This is a genomic window from Streptococcus sp. 2_1_36FAA (assembly GCF_000161955.2).
GTDB classification, from domain to species: domain Bacteria; phylum Bacillota; class Bacilli; order Lactobacillales; family Streptococcaceae; genus Streptococcus; species Streptococcus gordonii.
The window spans coordinates 249,181-269,317 of the sequence record NZ_KI391976.1; the positions used below are offsets into that span (position 1 = coordinate 249,181).

The following is a 20,137-nucleotide window of genomic DNA, read 5'->3' on the forward strand; positions in this document are numbered from 1 at the left end:
TTGTTTCTTAATCTCGGTCGTTTTTTGCGAAGCCAAATAAGGCTAAGGTTCCTGGTCCAACGTGGGTTGCAATAACTGGTCCAAGTGGCTCAATCAAGACTTCTTTCACTCGGCCATCTGCTAAAAGCTGTTCCTTCAGATTTTCAGCATCCTGATCAGCATCTGCATGAGCAATCACTGCACGATCATCCGCTATATTTTCTAAAAGCATGCGAACACACTCTGCCTGAGCCTTCTTCTTTCCTCTTACCTTAGCAATTGGTTTCAAACTTCCATCCGCTTGAACTGCAATAATCGGTTTAATGCTAGCCAGACTACCTATCATGGCAGCTGTTTTTGAAATTCTTCCGCCCCGCACTAAGTGATTCAGATCATCCACTAAGAAATAGGTTTGAACTTTTAGTCGCAAAGCTAGTAAAATATCTAAAGTCTCAGCTAGTGATTTACCTTCTGATCGTGCCTCAACCGCCTTCATTACCAGAAGCCCTTCCCCCATAGAAGCCGCCCGACTCTCAAGAATCTCAATCACAGCTTGAGGATAGTCTTCCAAGACTATGTCCCGAGCCATAACAGCACTTTGATAGGTTCCAGATAACAAGGAAGCAAAAGCCACATATAAAAGTGGCGTGCCAGCTTTCGCATATTCTCTAAAGACATCCTCAAACTGACCTACATTAATTTGACTAGTAGTTGGTTGACTCCCCGCCTTCATCTTTTCAAGCAAGGTTTTACTGGTTAGTTTGTTTTCCCCTACTGTTTCATAGGTCACTCCATCCAGCTGAATGGTCAAGCCTAGGATTGTAACATCATGTTCAGCTGCCCATTTTTCAGACAGGTCTGTTGTAGAATCCGTTAAAATTTTAAAGGTCATCTTTTTTCTCCATCATTTTTTAGTTCCCACAGAAGCGCTTCTCCATGGGCATAAGCGGGTTATTAGTGGTGTTTTGAATGACCACCTTATTGGGACTAGCTATTAAACATTCTTGCTTTTTAGGAAAGTTATTTCGCTAGGTTAATCCAAAACAGGACTGACACCTTGAAAACCATTCAAATCAAAAATATATTGGAAATATTCATCTTGTGGATCTTTTAAAATCAGGTTTGCTCTATCATTAAGCAATTCAATACAAGTCCATTCCCCATCTAAACACTCAACATCATATTTTTTATCTTCTAAAAATAAATTTGTTAATTGTACTTCTGGATATTTATTTTGGAAAGAAACCATCCCAGAGTTGTCATTTCGGTAAGCAAGCACAGGAACTTCCACTTTTTGATTTCCCATATAAAAGGAACTCATACACCTCTTTTCAGCAAGGCACTCATATTTTCCTTTTACATAATTCACAATCTCTTTATTTAAAATTGTAGAAAAATTGAGAATGCTGATGAGATCCGCCTTAGCACTGGATAAGGTTTCGACCTCAATTAGGTATTTCAAAGAGCCATTTACCTGACTTCCTTGACCGTATAAATCCGTGCAATTCAAGGAATATTGGGTCAATAAATCTTCTAATGGATACTGATCTGCTTCGTCAGTGATTTCAAAGCAAAAGCAATAATTATCTTCTCCTTTATTATGATAGATATCATAAATAATCGGTTCAAACTTTTCTGTTTGATATTTTTCTAATACATAACTCCCAAGTACTTGCATTAGTCCACCCGATTTCTAAAGACTTCATACATGAGAATTGCCGCTGCTACACTGGCATTGAGGCTCTGGACATGGCCATTCATGGGAATGGAAATCATCTCGTCCACCTGCTTTTTAATATTGCTTGAAATCCCCTTACCTTCGTTACCGATGATGAGGGCCAGCTTGCCTGTGGTATTCCACTTATGAGAAGGCGTCCCCTGCATATCTGTACCGAAAATCCAGAAACCAGCTTCCTTGAGCTTATCCAGAGTCTGGCTGAGATTGGTCACACGAGCAATAGGAATATGCTCAATAGCACCCGTTGAGGTCTTGGCAACGACTGGTGTCACACCGACTGCCCGGTGCTTGGGAATGATGACTCCAGCCACATTGGTCGCGTCAGCCGTCCGCAAGATAGAGCCCAGATTGTGAGGATCAGTCAGCCCATCCAAAATCAATAAGAGAGGATTGTCTTCCTGCTCTGCTTTTTTCAAGAGTACCTCAAAGTCAGTATAGGCGAACTCTGCGACTCGCAGGACAAAGCCCTGATGAACTGCTCCGTCAGTCATCTCCTGCAAGGTCTTCTTAGGCGTCCAGGAGATGGAAACCTTTTTTTCCGCTGCTAAATCTTTGATTTTATCGACCTTTTTACCACGCAGGTCGTCTTGAATGTAGAGTTTATTTCCAGTGTTGGCTGCGAGCGCTTCTGTCACCGCATGCACACCGTAGACAATATCGTTTTTTTCCATGTTTTCAGTATAACATAAATGCCTCCAAAATTGCGACAGCTTTTACTGAACAAAACAAGAAATCCGAATTGAAGGAATCATCCTAACCAACTTTATACTCTAGTCATGATATAATAAAGCGACTCTAGAAAAAGAAAGTTGACGCATATGTCCCTTCTCCACCGAACGATCAAACTGATGCTCGCCACCTGCCTAGCGGCTTGGCTAGCAAAAACTTTAGGATTAGCTTATTCAGTCTCTGCTGGTATTATTGCTCTTTTGAGTGTTAGCGATACACGCCGGAGTACAGCTAGACTAGCTAGAGACCGCTTTTTATCGACCCTGCTGGCTCTGGCTATTGGAAGCTTAGCCTTTCACTTTCTAGGCTTTAATCTCGGTGCATTAGCCCTCTATATCGCAATCTATGTTCCGCTAGCTTTTCAACTTGGATGGGAAATTGGCATTACCCCCAGCACTGTCCTGGTCTCTCATCTGCTCTTAGAAAAATCCACCTCTTGGCTACTTCTTGGTAATGAGCTCGCTCTATTTCTCATTGGAACTGGCTTTGCTCTTTTAGCCAATCTCTACATGCCCTCGCGCCAAGAGGAGATTGACAGCTATCATGAGCAAGTGGAAGAACAACTAAAAAAGATTCTCCTTCGTTTTGAATACTTTTTAAAGTCTGGAGACGGACGAAACGAAGCGACCCTAATAAAAGAGCTTGATACAACTCTAGAACAAGCCTTGAATCTGGTCTACTTGGACCGCTCTAACCATCTCTTTCATCAAACCAACTACCATATCCACTATTTTGAAATGCGAAGAGCACAGAATCGCATCTTGCTGGATATGGCCGGTAATATCAATACCTGTCGCCTAGCAGCTAGCGAAAGCTTCATATTGGCTAAACTCTTTTTAAAAACAGCCAAACAGTTAAGTCAAGAAAATCCAGGTCATGATTTGCTGGATGAAATCGAGGAATATCTGGCTGTCTTTCGAAAACGGCCACTTCCTAAGACTCGCCAGGAATTTGAAACCCGCGCTACGCTCCTTCAGCTCCTGCGGGACTTGGAGACCTTTATTGAGTTAAAGGTTGATTTTTATAGGAATTATCAAGAAGAAAGAAACTAACTCTTTCTACACAAAATAAAAAAGGAACCAAAAAATTTGGTTCCTTTTTTACATTAAGAAAGTAGGTTACTCTTTTAAGTGATAAGAATAGCTTGCGACTACAACATCTTCGTACCACTTTAGATAATATTTCAATTTTAAACTCATTTGATTATGAAGGATATTTTGCCAGCTCTTTTTCGGGATAAACTGAGGAACCAAGACTGTCACTGTCCTTCCTTCTTTTTTAGCCCGCTTTGCTACCTTGATCACATACTGAACTGTTGGAGTAATGATATTGCGGTAGCTAGTCGTAACAGTCTCAAATCGAATATCAGGGAAGTAGTCAGCAAATTCCTCTGCGACTTCAGCATCCTTTTTAGCAGTTTCAGTTGTTGAGACGTGCATTGCGACGACATCGTCGCCAATACTGCGAGCATAGCTCATCGCTCCAACACTAACTCTGGTAACATTTCCGACTAGTACAATTACTGTATTGCCTGTGTAATTCTGACGCTCGATATGTTCTTCTAATCTCAGCTGTCTCGCGACTCTGTTATAGTGCTGTTTAATAGCTAAGAACAGCCAGGTCAAGACAATGATAATGGGAAAGAAGGGCCAAATATCTCGCAGACGGAATAAAAGTAAAATAAGAACAATCCCGTAACAAATAACAGCACCAAGGATATTCGCAATTGAATGCTTCAAGAAATCTTTTCCAAACTTTTTCTTCCAATGGACAACCATACCAGTTTGAGAGAGGGCGAAGGGCACAAATACACCAATGGTATAGAGTGGGATCAAACGCTCTGTGTTCCCTTTAAAAATCCACAAAAGAGCAATAGCCCCAAAGGCCAATGTAAAAATCCCGTTTGAATAGCTGAGTCGATCTCCTTTTTCCATATACATATGTGGCATATATTTATTCTTAGCCATATTGTAGGAAAGCACTGGAAAAGCTGAGAATCCTGTATTAGCCGCAACTGCCAAGATCAAAGCTGTTGACAATTGAAAAACATAGAATAAGACACGACCAAGTGGAGAACTTCCCAAAATTGCCTGAGCCATCTGTGCCAAGGTAGTTACACCTTTGACAGGCACGATTCCAATCCAATAGTTTAAGAAAGTGATTCCTGCAAACATGATCCCTAGGATTAAAGCCATAATTGATAGGGTTGTTGCAGCATTGTGAGCCTTTGGCTTCTTGAAAAAGGGAACTGAATTAGATATGGCTTCCACTCCAGTCAAGGAAGCTGAACCACTGGTAAATGCTCGGAGCAACAAGATCAAACTTACTCCAGTAATAGAAGTGCCAATATGAGCAGTTGCGTGATATTCCAAGTTTCCTGTCATGATTTGCACAAATCCAAAAGCAATCAATAGCAAAGTACTTAAAATAAAAAGATAGACAGGAACCATTAAGGAAGTCGCTGATTCTTTTAGCCCTCGTAAATTCATTAGCATCAATAAGAGGACTAGCAAGACCGAGATGTGTAGATTGTAAGGGTGTAAGACAGGAATCGCTGAGGTAATGGCATCCGCTCCAGAAGCAACTGAAACAGCTACAGTCAACATATAGTCTACCAGTAAACTTCCACCCGCAATTAAGCCTGCTGTTGGAGAAAGATTTTCTGTCGTTACCATATAAGCCCCTCCTCCTTGAGGATAAGCATGGATAACCTGACGATAAGAAATTGTTAAACTTGCTAGTAAAACTAATACAACAATTCCTATAGGAAGTGACCACCAAATCGCTCCGACAGAAACAGAAGTTAAGACCAAAACAACCTGCTCTGGTCCATAAGCGATGGAAGATAAGGCGTCACTAGAGAGCATAGCCAAGGCCTGTAGCTTTGTCAATAAATGACCATCCTCTCCTTCTTTACCGGATTTTAATGGGCGTCCAATAAAAAATCCTTTTAACTTGGAAAACATAAGTTCCTCCTCAATTAAAAAATAAGGGCTATTTTACTCTTTTTCAGAAAACATGTCAACAGTTTTCTGGATTTTTTCAAGTTTTAAACAATATTTCTTTATTCAACAGTGTGAGCTAGTAGCAATTAATAGATTGTGAGAAGGATTCAATTATCCTATCCTTAAAGAAGAGAAGTGAATCTCCTCATCTCTAATGAAATAACTTCGAAGGACAAATTCATATTTTCCAAACTCCATTTGCTATCACTTATAAAAATAATCTCTTCAACTATGAGGTTTTTGGGCCTATCAAGTATGGATTATAAGACCTAATATGATAGAAAAAAACGAGCGTAGATGTCCAAGCTCGTTTTTGATAACTAAATTTTCTTCATTGTAGAAAACATTAATAAACTGTCTTTTCAGTTTCTTTATCGAAGAAGTGCGCCTTGTTCAAGTCAAATCCAAGATCGATTCCTGCACCTGTTTGCAAGTAGTCACGCGCATCTACTTTTGCGATAAATTCGTTTTTACCAACTTGGCAGTACAAGTGCGACTCTGAACCAAGCAACTCTGATACAGAGATTGTTGCGTGTACCACTGAGTCAGGGAAAGTTTCAAGGAAAGCAGGTTCTGTATTGATATCTTCTGGACGGATACCAAAAATCAATTCTTTACCTTCGTAGCCTTTTTCTTTCAGAACTTTCAAGATCCCTTCTGGCACTTTCAATCTCACACCTTCTGTAACGATCTCGTTGCCTTCAAGCTTCACATTGATGAAGTTCATAGCTGGGCTTCCGATAAAGCCGGCAACAAATTTATTGACAGGGTGTTTGTAAAGTTCTTGTGGTGTACCAACTTGCTCTACGCGACCAATTGTACCAGTTCCTGATGGGTTCTTAGTTGCTGACATGATAACAATACGGTCAGCCAAAGTCATCGCTTCTGTTTGGTCGTGTGTTACGTAGATAGTTGTTGCTCCGATACGACGGTGGATTTTAGCGATTTCAGCACGCATAGATACACGAAGTTTTGCATCCAAGTTTGACAAAGGCTCGTCCATCAAGAATACTTTTGCATCACGGACAATAGCACGTCCCATGGCAACACGTTGACGTTGACCACCTGAAAGGTCAGCTGGCTTACGGTCCAAGAATTCTTTCAAACCAAGGATTTCAGCAGCTTCTTGAACACGTTTGTCGATATCATCTTTGCTGTATTTACGCAATTTCAAACCGAAGGCCATGTTGTCGTATACAGTCATATGAGGATATAGGGCATAGTTTTGGAAAACCATGGCAATATCACGGTCTTTTGGTGCCACATCGTTAACCACTCGGCCATCAATTGAACATTCACCTTCTGTGATGTCTTCAAGTCCAGCAATCATACGAAGAGTTGTAGACTTACCACATCCTGAAGGTCCTACGAATACGATAAATTCTTTGTCTTGGATTTCCAAGTTGAAATCCTCAACAGAATAGTGTTCACTATTTGGATATTTTTTGTAAATGTTTTTTAGGTTTAATTCTACCATGATAGGCTCCTTTTAAATTTATACTCTTATTATATTTGAAAGCGTTTTACAATGCTATGGCAAACTGCCTAAAATAAAAAAAATGTTTTGTGCAGCCTGCACAAAACATCAAAATAAATCTTTCAAAATGATATGGTAACAGAGTGATAAATCCGTCAACTCTTTTAACTGCAAGCCTGTCAACTCCTCCCACTTATCCAAGCGATATTGGAGAGTATTCCGGTGAATATAAAGTTGCTGGGCTGCCTTGGTCACAACTGCTCCATTTTCCCACAAGGCTAAGATAATCTCGGTTAATTGCTCTTGCCCATCTATAAGCTGATGTAGTTTTCTCTTCAGAGGAAGAAGAGTGTCCTTAGCCTCGTCTAAGCCCCATAAAAAGAGCTGGGAGAAGGACAAAACAAAAGAGTGCTGGTAACGATTGAACCATTGGATAAAGAGTTTGCTTTCAGCCTGGTAGAGCTGAGGCAACTCGTCTTTCACCGATTTGGGCCAGACTTGCCCAATCAAAACAGCCAAACGCAGGTTAAAGTCATATTCAACAGCTGACAAGACATCCCTCAGCAAATCTTTAACAGTCAATTGTTGCCCCTGATCAAGAACAAAAATATAGTCTTGCGGGCTGGTCTGAAAATAAGCGACTTTATTGGTCAAAAGAGTTCGCATCATGTCCAGCCAGGCTGAAATAGATTCTGCCTCATAATGGAAAAGATGACAATGAATAAACTGTAGCGCCTCAACCTCATGGGGAAGCGTCTCTTCGGACTCAGATACTAAATATCTATACCAGGGATTTTGTGAAAAAACGGACTCTTTTTCTGTCAGTAGAGCAAGCAGTTGCTGTTCTCGATCTGTTAAATCTTCTGTTGCCAAAACTAGCCAATGTTGCTGATCAAGACGAAGCGAGACTTTCTGGCTATCTTGACTGGGTTTATCTTGTAGACTAGCCTTTGGAAACAAAGCTAGCAGTTCATTTGTTTTCATGAGTAGCTTCCTCCACTCGTTTGACACACCAGTCAATTAATTCTTCCAAGCGTTCGATTTCTTCCGTCATATGCAGGTAGCCCATGACCGCTTCAAAGCCAGTAGACATACGGTAAGTAACAATATCCGCATTCTTGGCCTTGGTGTGGCTATTAGCATTGCGGCCGCGCTTGTAGATATCCTCTTCCTTTTCCGTCAGAATTCCTTCTTCCAGCATGAGAGAGATGAGATCGGCCTGAGCCTTGGCAGAGACGTACTTGGTTGCTTCCCTGTGCAGCTGATTGGGCTTGGTCAGACCCTGAAAAATCAGGTGACGCCGGATATACATGGAGTAGACAGCATCTCCCTCAAAGGCGAGGGCAATGCCGTTAATCAGGTTGACATCAGTCACGGGTCCACCTCACTCCGTCCTTGGTATCCAAAAGCTTGATGCCCTGAGCGGCCAAGTCATCTCGAATACGGTCTGCAGTCGCAAAGTCACGATTGGCACGCGCTACTTGGCGCTCCTCAATCAAGCGCTCAATGTCTGCGTCTAGGACTTCTTCTACAAAAACAATACCAAAAACTTCTAAGAGCTTGGCAAATGCTTCCTTAACTTCAGCGGTGTAATTGCCAGAATTGATCCACTTGGCTAACTCGAAGACAACCGTGATACCGTTGGCCGCATTGAAATCTTCGTCCATAGCAGCGGTGAATTTATCCAGAAAGGCCTGAAGCTGATCAGAGTCTGCCTGACCAGTGAAAGGCTGCTCATAGGTATTCTTCAAATATTTGAGATTGGTTGCTGCATCATGAACAGCTTTTTCTGTGAAATTAATCGGCTTACGATAATGCTGGGTAGCAAAGAAGAAACGCAGCACTTGACCATCAATGGTCTTGAGGGCATCGTGAACAGTGATAAAATTGCCTAAAGACTTGGACATCTTAACATCGTCAATGTTGACAAAGCCATTGTGCATCCAGTAGTTGGCAAAAGTCTGGCCAGTCTTAGCCTCTGATTGGGCTATTTCATTTGTGTGGTGAGGAAACTCTAGGTCTGCCCCGCCACCGTGGATATCAATCGTATCCCCCAAAATCTCCGTCGACATGACCGAACACTCGATATGCCAGCCCGGACGGCCTGCTCCCCAAGGGCTGTCCCAGGAAATCTCACCTGGCTTAGCTGCCTTCCAGAGAGCAAAGTCCACTGGATTTTCCTTACGTGCAGTCTCCTCATCTGTCCGGCCAGAAGCACCCAACTCCAAGTCTGCCAAGGTTTTATTGGCTAATTTGGCATAATTGTGAGACTTTTCCACTCGGAAATAGACATCGCCCTCTGACTCATAGGCGTAGCCTTTGTCAACCAAGTCCTCAACAAAACGGATGATGTCAGCCATAAACTCCACCACCCGCGGATGACGAGTCGCAGGTTTGACGCCCAAAGCTGTCACATCCTCACGAAAAGCTGCGATATACTTATCAGCCACTTCTTTTGGTGTGATGCCTTCTTCCTTGGCGCGATGGATAATCTTATCATCTACATCTGTAAAATTGGAAATATAATTGACCTCAAATCCCCGATACTCAAAATAGCGACGAACTGTGTCAAAAGCTACTGTTGAGCGGGCATTGCCGACATGGATATAGTTATAAACCGTCGGACCGCAGACATACATGCGAACCTTGCCCTCTTCAATGGGCACAAATTCACGTAGGCTGCGGGTCATAGTGTCGTAAATTTTAATCATGCGGTCCACTCCCTTCTCTATTTCTGACTTTTTCGGCTGAAAACCAGCTCTGCAAAAGGGCCAAATTGTCTGAGGCTATCCAGTTGGTAAAAGCGCTGCCCTTCCTCTTGGGTAAAGAGGGGAACCCCCTTTCCTAGGATAAGGGGCGCTATCTGAATAATGAGGTGGTCGAAAAGATCCGCATCCAAGAGCGGTCCTACCAAGGAATTACCACCAATCACAAAGACATTTTTGCCTTTGTCAATCTGGTGAACAAAGTCCACCACATCCCCAGCTACTGGCTGGTAATTGCTGACAGGCAGGTGCCCATCATGCGTAAAGACATAGTTTTCCGTAGCTTGATAAAAGCTTTCTACATCTTGCAAATCTTGGATTTCCTCAAAGGTCCGCTTGCCCATGATGGTGATATCCATTTGCCTGTAAAAGTCATCATAGCCTGTATCCTCTACAGAACCAAGCTGATGCAGCCAGTCTATCCTGTGCTGGCTGTCTGCCAAGTAGCCATCCATGGTGATACAGCCGTAAAAATATACTGCCATTCTTGTAGTTACCTTTCTAGTTCCTTTGCTATTGTCAAAGCGATAGTGAAAAAAGTCATGGCATCAGCTGTCCGCTCTTCATGGCGAGCATCCCAGGTTCGGTTATGATGATCCACATAGTCAGCTGTGTAGAAAAACTGATAGACTTTACTCTTGCGAAATTGGCTCCATGCCATGATAGCCGAAGCTTCCATGTCCACCACTTTGGCTCCAGCAGCCAAGCGACGCTTGACCTTATCAGGCGTTTCTCGATAAAAGGCATCAGTCGTCCAAGACTTGGTGCGGATATGCTCGATATTATGCTTGTCAAAGATGGCTTCTAGCTTAACTAACAGAGACTCGTCATAGACCACTTCATCACCCGGTGGAGCATAGTGATAGCTAGTCCCTTCATCTCGCAATGCGGCTGCAGGCAGAATGATTTTATCCGCCTCAATTGAGTGGTCCAAAACGCCACAGGAACCTAGAATGATAAAATTCTTGAAGCCTCTAGCCACCAACTCCTCCAGTTGACCAACTATCATGGGAGCCCCAATTGGAGCCAACATAACTGCTAGCTTGCTAGGTCCTTGGCCATAAATATACCATGGATGCTGTCCGTTTATGCTTTTCAGATAGCCTCCCTGATAGACTTCTTCTGACTCAATCAAACGTTTCAGAATTTCGCCATTAAAGGACAGGATGATGGTTTCGCACACCTCACCCTTGTCATGGACTGGCTTTTCAGTTGGCTCAATAACTGCTGCTACATCTTCAAATTCCTCTAATAGCATAACTTCTCTTTCTTTAAGGCTCCAGCAAATCCGCCTTCATTTTATTTAGACGGCGCAGTTTGGTCTCATCTTTTTTGGCTTCACTGATATAATGAGCCCATTCTCGCTGGTGGCTAGGTGGCAGTTTGATAAAGCGCTCCTTAGCAAGACCATCCAAGTGTTCTTGCAACTCAAGAACTGCCTGGTTCAAAATTGCATCTGATAAATCTGACATAGTTCTTACCTCCTGTCATACTTCACCTCGATAACTTTGCTACCCTTTCCTAGAGACTTGACGAATGGTGGCTGGCCTCACGGGCATGCTCTAGTTTGTCTAAATAATATTCTCGTTTTTCTTCTACTTCATGGATAGTCGGCTCATCCTTCTCGCCGTGAACACGGACAATCTTCGCTGGAACTCCGACCACTGTCACATCACTAGGCACATCAGATACAACTACTGCACCCGCCCCAACTTTAGCTTTCTCACCTATTTCAATAGGGCCAATCACCTGAGCGTGGGCCGAAATCAGCGCCCCTTTTCGAACAGTCGGATGGCGTTTACCTGTATCCTTTCCAGTACCTCCAAGGGTCACGCCGTGGTAAAGCATGGCCCCCTTCTCCACAACAGCTGTCTCTCCAATCACTAGGCCACTGCCATGGTCAATAAAGACACCTGATTCAATCTGGGCTCCAGGATGAATCTCTATCTGGGTCCAAAAGCGCCAGAATTGACTGTGCATTCGTGCTAATAGCTTGAACCCACGCTTCCACAAAAAATGAGAAAGACGATGAGCTGCCAAGGCTTTAATCCCTGGATAAGTCAAGAGGACCTCTAGGGAATTTCGAGCTGCTGGATCATTTTCTTTTACAATATCAATGGTTTCTTTCCACCACCCCATCTTCTTCTCCTTTCATGATGTAAAAAACAAGGGAGCTGGCCCAAGAATTGCAACGCAACTGAGCCCTACTACTCCTTGTTTGTCTTTTATTCTTCTGTTTGAGTAAGAGGTGCTTCTTCATGTTTCTTATGAGGATGCCCCTTACCATGATGCTTATCATGGTGCTTGTCTGATTTTTCAGGTTTAGGCGGACGTGGCAAAAGAGCCTTCATGGAAGCATCTACCCGGCCTTTGGCATCAATCTTGATCACCTTGACATCCACTTCATCACCGATTTGTACGACATCTTCGACATTGTTGGTCCGAGTCCAAGCTAGCTCTGAGATGTGAACCAGGGCATCTGTCTTGTCAAAGAGATTAACAAAGGCACCAAATTTCTCAATCCGAACAACCTTGGCATGGTAAACTTCATCCACTTTTGCTTCGCGGACCAAGCCAGCAATGATTTCCTTGGCACGATTGATGGCATCTTGGTCGCTAGAGTAGATGGACACATTTCCTTCTTCATCAATGTCAATCTTAACACCAGTCTCAGCGATAATCTTATCAATGGTTTCCCCACCTTTACCTATGACAATTTTAATCTTGTCCACATCAATCTTGATGGTGTCGATTTTCGGAGCAGTTGGAGCCAACTCAGGGCGTGGAGCTGGAATTGTCGCTTCAATCAAGTCCAGAATTTCAAAGCGGGCTTTCTTAGCCTGAGCAAGAGCTTCTGTCAAGATCTCGGCTGTAATTCCTTCAATCTTGATATCCATCTGCAGGGCTGTAATCCCTTCACGAGTACCAGCTACCTTAAAGTCCATATCACCAAAATGGTCTTCCAAACCTTGAATGTCCGTCAGAACCGTGTAGTTGCTGCCATATGAAATCAAGCCCATGGCAATTCCGGCAACCGGCGCCTTAATCGGCACACCACCAGCCATCAGAGCCAAAGTGCCTGCACAGATAGAGGCTTGGGAGGAAGAACCGTTTGATTCCAAGACTTCTGCTACCAGACGGATAGCGTAAGGAAACTCTTCCAAGCTAGGCAAGACTTGCTCCAAGGCACGTTCCCCAAGAGCACCGTGTCCGATTTCACGACGACCAGGAGCCCCATAACGGCCTGTTTCACCGACAGAGTATTGCGGGAAGTTATAATGGTGCATGAAGCGCTTCTTGTATTCTGGATCCAAACCGTCCACAATTTGCGTTTCTCCCATTGGTGCCAGAGTCAGAACAGACAAGGCTTGGGTTTGTCCACGGGTAAAGAGACCTGAACCATGCACGCGTGGCAGATAATCCACTTCCGCATCCAGCGGACGGATTTCATCAACCTTACGACCGTCAGGACGGACCTTATCTTCGGTAATCAAACGGCGCACTTCAGCATGCTCCATTTGCTCCAAGATTTCAGCCACATCACGCATGATACGGTCGAATTCTTCATGGTCCGCGTATTTCTCTTCATAAACTGCTGTGACTTGGTCTTTGACAGCCTGAGTTGCGGCTTCACGCGCCAGCTTTTCTTCTACCTGAACAGCTTTTTGCAAGTCGCTGTTGTAGGCTGCGACAATCTCTGCCTGCAACTCTTCATCAACATGCAGCAATTCTACTTCTGCTTTTTCCTTGCCGACTGCTGCGACAATTTCTTCCTGGAAGGCAATCAATTCTTTGACCGCTTGGTGCCCTTTGAGAAGAGCTTCCAGCATGATATCTTCAGACAGTTCCTTGGCTCCAGATTCTACCATATTGATAGCCTCTTTGGTACCAGCCACTGTCAGTTCCAAAAGCGAAACTTCTTTTTGTTCCTTGCTAGGGTTGATGATAAATTCACCATCTACATAACCGACTTGAACTCCTGCGATAGGGCCATTAAAAGGAATATCTGAGATAGAAAGAGCCAGAGAGCTACCAAACATAGCGGCCATTTGAGGTGAAGCATCTTCGTCATAAGAAAGAACGGTATTGATAACCTGAACTTCATTGCGGAAACCTTCCGCAAACATAGGGCGAATCGGACGGTCAATCAAGCGGGCAGTCAAAGTCGCATCTGTTGACGGACGGCCTTCGCGCTTGTTAAAACCACCAGGGTATTTCCCAGCCGCATACATTTTTTCCTTCATAGTTGACCTGCAATGGGAAAAAGTCACCAGTAGCCATCTTTTTGGACATGGTTGCCGCAGTTAAAACGGTACTTTCTCCATATCGAACAACGGCGCTGCCATTTGCCTGCTTTGCAACCTGACCGGTTTCAACTACCAGCTCACGACCTGCAAAAACGGTTTTAAAAACTTGTTTTGTCATAAAGACTCCTTGCCGAGCACATGCTCAAATTTTTTCATACGCCTTGGCTACAAAGATCAAGATACTAAGCCGTTAAGCAACTCAAAGGAAAATAGGAAAGCGAGCGACGGAGCGACTGCTCCTAGATAGATTTATCTTTTTCCACAGAGTTGTAGGCGTGTTCAATTCTCAAGATACTAAGACCGTCAAAAGCAAAGTAAAAATAGGAAACTGGCGAGGTCTTCGATGAAGACAAGACAGTTTATCTTTTTTACACAGCTTTTAGGTCGTGTTCAGTTCATCAAGATACTAAGACGTTAAGCAACTCAAAGGAAATTTATTTTTCTCAAGAAATGAGACCTGAGCTCAATTCAGATAAGCGCAAAGAACTTAGGACCTGTTCACTTAAGATTCTCAAAGCGACTCAGCTTAGCTTTGATTTCATGGCCTTAGTAGCCTATTATATCCTCATCTTTGTATCAAGCACGTATAGACCTTATTTTACCACAATTTCAGGCAAAAGAAAAAGGCTGAAAATGGCTTTTTTCTATAAAAGTAATAAAAAGCTATTTTTCTTTTCTATAGCTGATTATAGTCAGCTGTCAGAGTTCGTTTTTCCCCTTTCGATTCGTCAAACAAGATGGCGGTATAGCCACTATTCACTTTTCAAAGTGAACTTCTTGCTTTATAATAAATACAGTGACTCATTTCAAACATATAAAGGAGACAATCGTGCAAGATCATCAAACAGTTGAAAAGAAAGATTTTTTCTCGCTCCTTGCGACAGCCTTAGTCTGCTTTGCAGGCATCTTATCTGAAACCAGTATGAATGTAACCTTCCCGCATCTAAGTAAGGTCTTTGGTTTAGGCTTGGGAACACTGCAATGGATTACAACAGGATATTTGTTAGCAGTGGCCATTACGATTACTTTAGGAGCAACCTTAGCCCACAATTGGAAAGAGAGAATCATCCTCTTTACTGCTTTGGCCAACTTTTGCTTTGGCACACTGATTGCCATGCTGGCTTCAAGTTTTCCCATCTTGATGATAGGGAGAATCCTACAAGGAGGAGCTACTGGATTAGCCATTCCTTTGCTCTTTAACTTGATCGTTGAGCGTGTTCCTAAGCAAAAAATCGGAACCTACATAGGCTTATCTGGGATGGTGGTCAGCCTAGCACCAGCAATTGGTCCGACTTACGGTGGTTTTATGATTAGTCGTTTTGACTGGCATATGATTTATACCTTAATTCTTCCTGTTCCAATCATTTCCTTTATCCTTGGCTTTTTCTTTTTAAAAAATTCCGAGAAGTCTAGGAAACGCGCCTTTGATCTTCTCTCATTTTTCCTCTTAGCAAGCTCACTCGTCTTTGCCATTGTAGCTATCTCTAGCTTAGAAGAAGGACATATCGATTGGCTCTACCTTGTTCTCTGCCTACTGCCACTAGCTTGCTTCATCTATCGGAGCTTGAAAATCGATCATCCATTTCTAGATATTCGTATCTTAAAGCAACCAACGGTCTTATTAGCTATTTTACCCTTCTTCATTTTTCAGTTTATCAACCTATCGGCTAATTTTCTGCTTCCCAACTTCCTGGTCATAGAAAAAGACATTTCAACCGCTCAGGCAGGATTTGCATTGCTTCCGGGAACCATGCTTGGAGCCTTCCTCTCTCCTCTCTTTGGCAAACTCTATGATACAAAAGGTCCTAAACCAACCCTTTTTACAGGAAATTCACTTCTTTTCCTGGCTGTACCTTGCTCCTTATCTTCACAAAAGAACTCACCCTAACAGCTGTTATTGCGATTTATATTTGCTTTACCTTGGGGCGAAACATGGCCTTTAATAACACACTTGCCCTAGCGACGACTCAAGTTGATAAAGAAAAAACTGCAGATACGACCGCGCTCTTTCAGCTGGCCCAGACCTTTGCGGGCGCTATAGGTACTGCAGTTACAGCTGTCATCGCCAATCAAGCTCCCAATATGACAAAAGGAACTCAAAACGTCTTTACCCTTTTATTGGGCCTGGTTATCTTCGTCTTCTTGTCTTATATACTGCTTTTTAAAAAGATTGCTGCAAAGAAACATTGACTTTTATCCTTGACCTGATAAACATCTAAAATTTCCGACTTATCCTTCTCCCCCAAAGACATTTTGGGGGATTTTTTGCTATACTATTTCTATATATGACAAAAGGAGCATACTATGGAACAAAAACATCGTTCTGAATTTCCAGAAAATGAACTCTGGGACCTAACGGCCCTTTACCAAGATCAAGAGGACTTCCTGCGAGCCATTGAGAAGGCCAGAGAGGATATCAAAAAATTTGTCCGCGATTACCAAGGTAATCTCAGCACTTTCGAAGATTTTGAGCGGGCATTTGCTGAGTTAGAGCAGATTTATATCCAAATCAGCCATATCGGCAACTACGGTTTTATGCCACAGACCACTGACTTTGGTGACGAGAGCTTTGCACAGATTGCCCAAGCAGCTATGGAGTTTGAGACGGAAGCCAATGTCGCACTCAGCTTCTTTGACGACGCCCTGGTCGGTGCAGATGAAGCTGTCTTAGAAAAACTAGGTCAAGAGCCCCATCTGACTTCAGCCATCCGTCAGGCTAAAATCAAAAAAGCCCACTATCTGGGAGCAGATGTCGAAAAAGCCTTGACTAATCTGGGCGAAGTCTTCTACAGTCCACAGGATATTTACACCAAGATGCGGGCTGGCGACTTTGCTATGGCTGACTTTGAAGTGGACGGCAAAGTATACAAAAACAGCTTTGTCACCTATGAGAATTTCTACCAAAACCATGAAAATGCAGAAATCCGCGAAAAATCTTTCCGCTCTTTCTCTGAAGGCCTTCGCAAGCACCAAAATGCCGCTGCAGCTGCCTATCTGGCTCAGGTCAAGTCTGAAAAATTACTGGCTGACATGAAGGGCTATGACTCTGTCTTTGACTACTTGCTAGCTGAGCAAGAAGTTGATCGTTCTATGTTTGACCGACAGATCGACTTGATTATGAGCGAATTTGCCCCAGTAGCTCAGAAATACCTCAAGCATGTCGCTAAGGTAAACGGACTTGAAAAAATGACCTTTGCCGACTGGAAACTGGACTTGGACAGCGAGCTCAATCCCGAAGTCAGCATTGATGATGCCTATGACCTCGTCATGAAGTCAGTCGAGCCACTCGGACAAGAGTATTGTCAAGAAGTTGCCCGCTACAAGGAAGAACGCTGGGTCGACTTTGCGGCCAATGCCGGAAAGGACTCTGGAGGCTATGCTGCGGATCCTTATCGGGTTCACCCTTATGTCCTCATGAGCTGGACTGGTCGCATGAGTGATGTCTATACTCTGATTCACGAAATTGGTCACTCTGGTCAGTTTATCTTCTCTGACAATCACCAAAGCTATTTCAACGCCCACATGTCCACCTACTATGTGGAAGCTCCGTCTACCTTTAATGAGCTCCTGCTCAGCGATTATCTGGAGCGCCAATTTGATAACCCACGCCAGAAACGCTTTGCCCTAGCTCACCGTCTGACGGATACTTACTTCCACAACTTCATCACCCACTTGCTGGAAGCTGCCTTCCAACGCAAGGTCTATACTTTGATTGAAGAAGGCGGAACCTTCGGTGCAAGCAAACTCAATGCTATCATGAAAGAAGTCTTGACAGACTTCTGGGGCGATGCCGTTGAGATTGACGACGACGCTGCCCTGACTTGGATGCGTCAAGCCCACTACTACATGGGGCTGTACAGCTATACTTACTCCGCAGGTCTGGTCATCTCTACTGCTGGCTACCTACATTTGAAAAATGACGAAAATGGTGCCCGTGACTGGCTGGAGCTACTCAAATCTGGCGGCAGCAAGACTCCGCTTGAGTCGGCTATGATTATCGGAGCAGATATTTCGACAGACAAACCACTCCGCGATACCATCCAGTTCTTGTCTGACACAGTTGATCAGATTATTGCCTACAGCGAAGAGTTGGGGGAATAAGTCCATATCTTTAGAATCAGACTCAGATGAATCATCTGAGTCTGATTTTTTCTTTTAAAAAACAAAATCAAATCTGTATTTTAAAATTTTACAAAAATATCTATTGAAAACGCTTCCTTTTTGTGGTATGATGTCCTTGGATATATATCCGAAGGGAGAAAAATTATGAAAAAATGGTTATTTTTAACAGCTTTGACTGCACTACTGCTTGGAGCTTGCTCAACAGAGAATGAGGTTTCCCAAGAAAACACCGATAAACAGATAGGCTTCGTTCAAAAAGAGGATAAAAATAGTTTAGAGAAAGCGGAAAAAGAAAAATTAGAGAAAGAGAAAAAAGAAAAAGAACAACAGGAAAAAGAGAAAAAGACTGAGGAAGAAAGAAAACTACGAGAAGAAGAGGAAAGAAAAAAACAAGAAGAAGAGAGGAAAGCTCGCGAAGAACAAGAAAGAAGAGATGCGGAAGCCAAACAAATTGCAGAGCAAGCAGAGGCAACTGTTCAACAACTAGAAAACAATCAAGTTCAAGACTACGTTGCTCCTGCTCAAGCTGCAGTTGAGCGTGTTGCTGATGAAAATATAAAGTCTAAATTGGTATATCGTATTGGACTTGTCCAAAATGCGATTAATATTAGGGCCCAACAAGCTGCAGAAGCTGAACAAGCACGCCAAGCTGCAGAAAGACAAGCTACAGAAAATCAGATAGTAGAACAGCAAGAATCAGTAGCTGCCGGTGGATATTTTAAAGATTATAGAGGCAGATGGCATCGTCCCAACGGTCAATACGCTTCAAAAAAGGAAATAGCAAATGCAGGGTTGGCATGGTAACATTAGATCTGCTCAGTATCCATCAGGCAATATGTATATGCTTAACCACTCCGCGACACCATCCAATTCCTGTCCGACACAGTTGATCAGATTATTGCCTACAGCGAAGAGTTGGGGGAATAAATGAAGAGTAGGCTCGCTATATAATAATGCTTTTCAGCTATTAATCATTCTTGAAATTGGCTTATCTGTAGCCATTTTCAAGAAGACCGTTGAAGTTCGTGATGTTAGAACTGAACTTGCTATTTAGTTACTACTGAAAAAATTTGATGTTTAAATAATATAAAGTCATCTACGGATGGCTTTTTGATAAGTTACTAGAAATGTAGAGGTGCTAAGGATGTATCAAGAATTACAACGAAAAGTGACAGAAGAAAGACCAAGCTATAGCCAAGAAGAAATCCAGTGGTTACTGAAGCATTTGGGAGATCCCTCGTCAGAAATTCGCGACGACCTCGTTTTTATAAGCTTGGCTAGAGGGATTCAAGAAGAGCTATTTACAGAGAAACAATTCCATTTCATTGTTGAGGAAATTTTATCTGATGGAGGATTAGAGAAAGAGACTGATAAGATAGGGTTGCCAACACTTGAACGTTCTTTTAGGGCACTTATTTATGCAAATCTCCTGTCTGCAGATGCCAATCAGCAATCGATTTTTTATCGGGAATTAAAAGGAGAAATTCGCAATATCATTTTAAATCAAGGCTTGCACTATCTTTCAAAAGAAAAGGATACAACAGGTTTTTCAAGTCAATATGGTTGGGTTCACGCTTTTGCGCATGGTGCTGATCTCTTGACAGAGGTAGTTTGTCATCCAGAATTTCCTAAAAACAGAGTTCATGAAGTAATTGACATACTTGACCAACTATTTAAAAGAATTTCGATTCGTTTTACAAATGATGAGGATTGGCGTTTAGCAAGAGTGCTTTATGAACCCATTTTACAAGGAAAGTTAGAGCAAAAACAAGTAGTTTCTTGGATAAAAGCTATTGATTTTCCGTTAGAAGAGACTGATGATTTTTATAAATTTTCCAACTTCAGATCCTGTCTGTTGGAAGTTTATGTCCAACTTGATCAGAGAAACATTTTACAAAATGAATTAAGAAAAGCTATTCAATCTTTTCAATACTAGGGTTAAGATAGTCGTTTTATGATTTTCAAAAAAATTTCAAGTCACTTTTCTTGAATCCGGTTGCTTCTTTTGATAGACT

General features: G+C 42.7%; 16 protein-coding genes and 2 pseudogenes. 5 read left to right on the forward strand and 13 right to left on the reverse strand.

Going from position 1 to position 20,137, the window contains the following annotated elements:
- Positions 1-7 precede the first annotated feature (7 nt).
- The 3 genes from HMPREF0847_RS09055 to rlmB form a co-directional block, all read right to left on the reverse strand.
- Complete coding sequence (locus HMPREF0847_RS09055) at positions 8-871, reverse strand: DegV family protein (RefSeq protein WP_008808376.1); 864 nt, start codon at positions 869-871, stop codon at positions 8-10.
- 141 nt (positions 872-1,012) lie between these two features.
- A complete protein-coding gene (locus tag HMPREF0847_RS09060) occupies positions 1,013-1,657 on the reverse strand; it encodes a hypothetical protein (RefSeq protein WP_008808375.1) in 645 nt (214 codons plus the stop codon).
- Positions 1,657-2,388: a 23S rRNA (guanosine(2251)-2'-O)-methyltransferase RlmB gene (gene rlmB, locus HMPREF0847_RS09065; protein ID WP_008808374.1), complete on the reverse strand. Its 732-nt coding sequence runs from the start codon at positions 2,386-2,388 to the stop codon at positions 1,657-1,659. The genes HMPREF0847_RS09060 and rlmB overlap by 1 nt, the downstream gene beginning before the upstream one ends.
- Positions 2,389-2,535: 147 nt before the next feature.
- Here rlmB and HMPREF0847_RS09070 point away from each other — a divergent pair, with 147 nt between their 5' ends.
- A complete protein-coding gene (locus HMPREF0847_RS09070) occupies positions 2,536-3,498 on the forward strand; it encodes an aromatic acid exporter family protein (RefSeq protein ID WP_008808373.1) in 963 nt (320 codons plus the stop codon).
- A 66-nt stretch (positions 3,499-3,564) separates the two neighbouring features.
- Here the strand turns inward: HMPREF0847_RS09070 and HMPREF0847_RS09075 are convergent, their stop codons facing one another.
- The 10 genes and pseudogenes from HMPREF0847_RS09075 to pnp all read right to left on the reverse strand — a co-directional run bounded on the left by HMPREF0847_RS09075 (position 3,565) and on the right by pnp (position 14,118).
- Entirely contained in the window at positions 3,565-5,412 is a 1,848-nt protein-coding gene (locus HMPREF0847_RS09075; protein WP_008808372.1) for an APC family permease, read from the reverse strand.
- Between the two features lie 385 nt (positions 5,413-5,797).
- Positions 5,798-6,928, reverse strand: a complete 1,131-nt coding sequence (locus tag HMPREF0847_RS09080) for an ABC transporter ATP-binding protein (protein ID WP_008808371.1) — start codon at positions 6,926-6,928, stop codon at positions 5,798-5,800.
- A gap of 108 nt (positions 6,929-7,036) precedes the next feature.
- On the reverse strand, positions 7,037-7,912 hold the full coding sequence (locus HMPREF0847_RS09085; RefSeq protein ID WP_008808370.1) for a helix-turn-helix domain-containing protein: 876 nt from the start codon (positions 7,910-7,912) through the stop codon (positions 7,037-7,039).
- Positions 7,899-8,303 (reverse strand): Mini-ribonuclease 3, encoded by a 405-nt coding sequence (locus tag HMPREF0847_RS09090; protein ID WP_008808369.1) that lies wholly within the window; start codon positions 8,301-8,303, stop codon positions 7,899-7,901. Before HMPREF0847_RS09090 ends, HMPREF0847_RS09085 begins: the two co-directional genes overlap by 14 nt.
- On the reverse strand, positions 8,296-9,639 hold the full coding sequence (gene cysS, locus HMPREF0847_RS09095) for a cysteine--tRNA ligase (protein ID WP_020992803.1): 1,344 nt from the start codon (positions 9,637-9,639) through the stop codon (positions 8,296-8,298). Before cysS ends, HMPREF0847_RS09090 begins: the two co-directional genes overlap by 8 nt.
- A 17-nt stretch (positions 9,640-9,656) precedes the next feature.
- Positions 9,657-10,178: a dihydrofolate reductase family protein gene (locus HMPREF0847_RS09100; RefSeq protein WP_008808367.1), complete on the reverse strand. Its 522-nt coding sequence runs from the start codon at positions 10,176-10,178 to the stop codon at positions 9,657-9,659.
- An 8-nt stretch (positions 10,179-10,186) separates the two neighbouring features.
- Entirely contained in the window at positions 10,187-10,951 is a 765-nt protein-coding gene (locus HMPREF0847_RS09105; protein WP_008808366.1) for a nucleoside phosphorylase, read from the reverse strand.
- A gap of 13 nt (positions 10,952-10,964) precedes the next feature.
- The gene (locus tag HMPREF0847_RS09110) at positions 10,965-11,165 is read right to left on the reverse strand and encodes a YdeI/OmpD-associated family protein (protein ID WP_008808365.1); all 201 of its coding nucleotides are present in this window, start codon (positions 11,163-11,165) and stop codon (positions 10,965-10,967) included.
- A 49-nt stretch (positions 11,166-11,214) separates the two neighbouring features.
- Positions 11,215-11,832 carry a serine O-acetyltransferase gene (gene cysE / locus HMPREF0847_RS09115; protein WP_008808364.1) on the reverse strand — a complete coding sequence of 206 codons (618 nt, stop codon included), beginning with the start codon at positions 11,830-11,832 and terminating at the stop codon, positions 11,215-11,217.
- A gap of 86 nt (positions 11,833-11,918) precedes the next feature.
- Positions 11,919-14,118 (reverse strand): annotated as a pseudogene (gene pnp / locus HMPREF0847_RS09120) (polyribonucleotide nucleotidyltransferase).
- A 711-nt stretch (positions 14,119-14,829) separates the two neighbouring features.
- Here pnp and HMPREF0847_RS09130 point away from each other — a divergent pair.
- The 4 genes and pseudogenes from HMPREF0847_RS09130 (at position 14,830) to HMPREF0847_RS09145 (ending at position 20,058) form a co-directional block, all read left to right on the forward strand.
- Positions 14,830-16,190 (forward strand): annotated as a pseudogene (locus tag HMPREF0847_RS09130) (MFS transporter).
- 114 nt (positions 16,191-16,304) lie between these two features.
- A complete protein-coding gene (gene pepF / locus HMPREF0847_RS09135) occupies positions 16,305-18,101 on the forward strand; it encodes an oligoendopeptidase F (RefSeq protein ID WP_008808360.1) in 1,797 nt (598 codons plus the stop codon).
- Positions 18,102-18,266: 165 nt separating this feature from the next.
- Positions 18,267-18,926 carry a hypothetical protein gene (locus tag HMPREF0847_RS09140; RefSeq protein WP_020992806.1) on the forward strand — a complete coding sequence of 220 codons (660 nt, stop codon included), beginning with the start codon at positions 18,267-18,269 and terminating at the stop codon, positions 18,924-18,926.
- A gap of 340 nt (positions 18,927-19,266) precedes the next feature.
- Positions 19,267-20,058 carry a DUF2785 domain-containing protein gene (locus HMPREF0847_RS09145; protein ID WP_008808358.1) on the forward strand — a complete coding sequence of 264 codons (792 nt, stop codon included), beginning with the start codon at positions 19,267-19,269 and terminating at the stop codon, positions 20,056-20,058.
- Positions 20,059-20,137 lie beyond the last annotated feature (79 nt).

Coding starts and splice junctions, on each gene's coding strand:
- HMPREF0847_RS09110 (WP_008808365.1), bottom strand. CDS start 11,165: ATGTCAGATTTATCAGATGCAATTTTGAACCAGGCAGTTCTTGAGTTG.
- cysE (WP_008808364.1), bottom strand. CDS start 11,832: ATGGGGTGGTGGAAAGAAACCATTGATATTGTAAAAGAAAATGATCCA.
- rlmB (WP_008808374.1), bottom strand. CDS start 2,388: ATGGAAAAAAACGATATTGTCTACGGTGTGCATGCGGTGACAGAAGCG.
- HMPREF0847_RS09060 (WP_008808375.1), bottom strand. CDS start 1,657: ATGCAAGTACTTGGGAGTTATGTATTAGAAAAATATCAAACAGAAAAG.
- cysS (WP_020992803.1), bottom strand. CDS start 9,639: ATGATTAAAATTTACGACACTATGACCCGCAGCCTACGTGAATTTGTG.
- HMPREF0847_RS09100 (WP_008808367.1), bottom strand. CDS start 10,178: ATGGCAGTATATTTTTACGGCTGTATCACCATGGATGGCTACTTGGCA.
- pepF (WP_008808360.1), top strand. CDS start 16,305: ATGGAACAAAAACATCGTTCTGAATTTCCAGAAAATGAACTCTGGGAC.
- HMPREF0847_RS09055 (WP_008808376.1), bottom strand. CDS start 871: ATGACCTTTAAAATTTTAACGGATTCTACAACAGACCTGTCTGAAAAA.
- HMPREF0847_RS09140 (WP_020992806.1), top strand. CDS start 18,267: ATGAAAAAATGGTTATTTTTAACAGCTTTGACTGCACTACTGCTTGGA.
- HMPREF0847_RS09145 (WP_008808358.1), top strand. CDS start 19,267: ATGTATCAAGAATTACAACGAAAAGTGACAGAAGAAAGACCAAGCTAT.
- HMPREF0847_RS09085 (WP_008808370.1), bottom strand. CDS start 7,912: ATGAAAACAAATGAACTGCTAGCTTTGTTTCCAAAGGCTAGTCTACAA.
- HMPREF0847_RS09070 (WP_008808373.1), top strand. CDS start 2,536: ATGTCCCTTCTCCACCGAACGATCAAACTGATGCTCGCCACCTGCCTA.
- HMPREF0847_RS09080 (WP_008808371.1), bottom strand. CDS start 6,928: ATGGTAGAATTAAACCTAAAAAACATTTACAAAAAATATCCAAATAGT.
- HMPREF0847_RS09075 (WP_008808372.1), bottom strand. CDS start 5,412: ATGTTTTCCAAGTTAAAAGGATTTTTTATTGGACGCCCATTAAAATCC.
- HMPREF0847_RS09105 (WP_008808366.1), bottom strand. CDS start 10,951: ATGCTATTAGAGGAATTTGAAGATGTAGCAGCAGTTATTGAGCCAACT.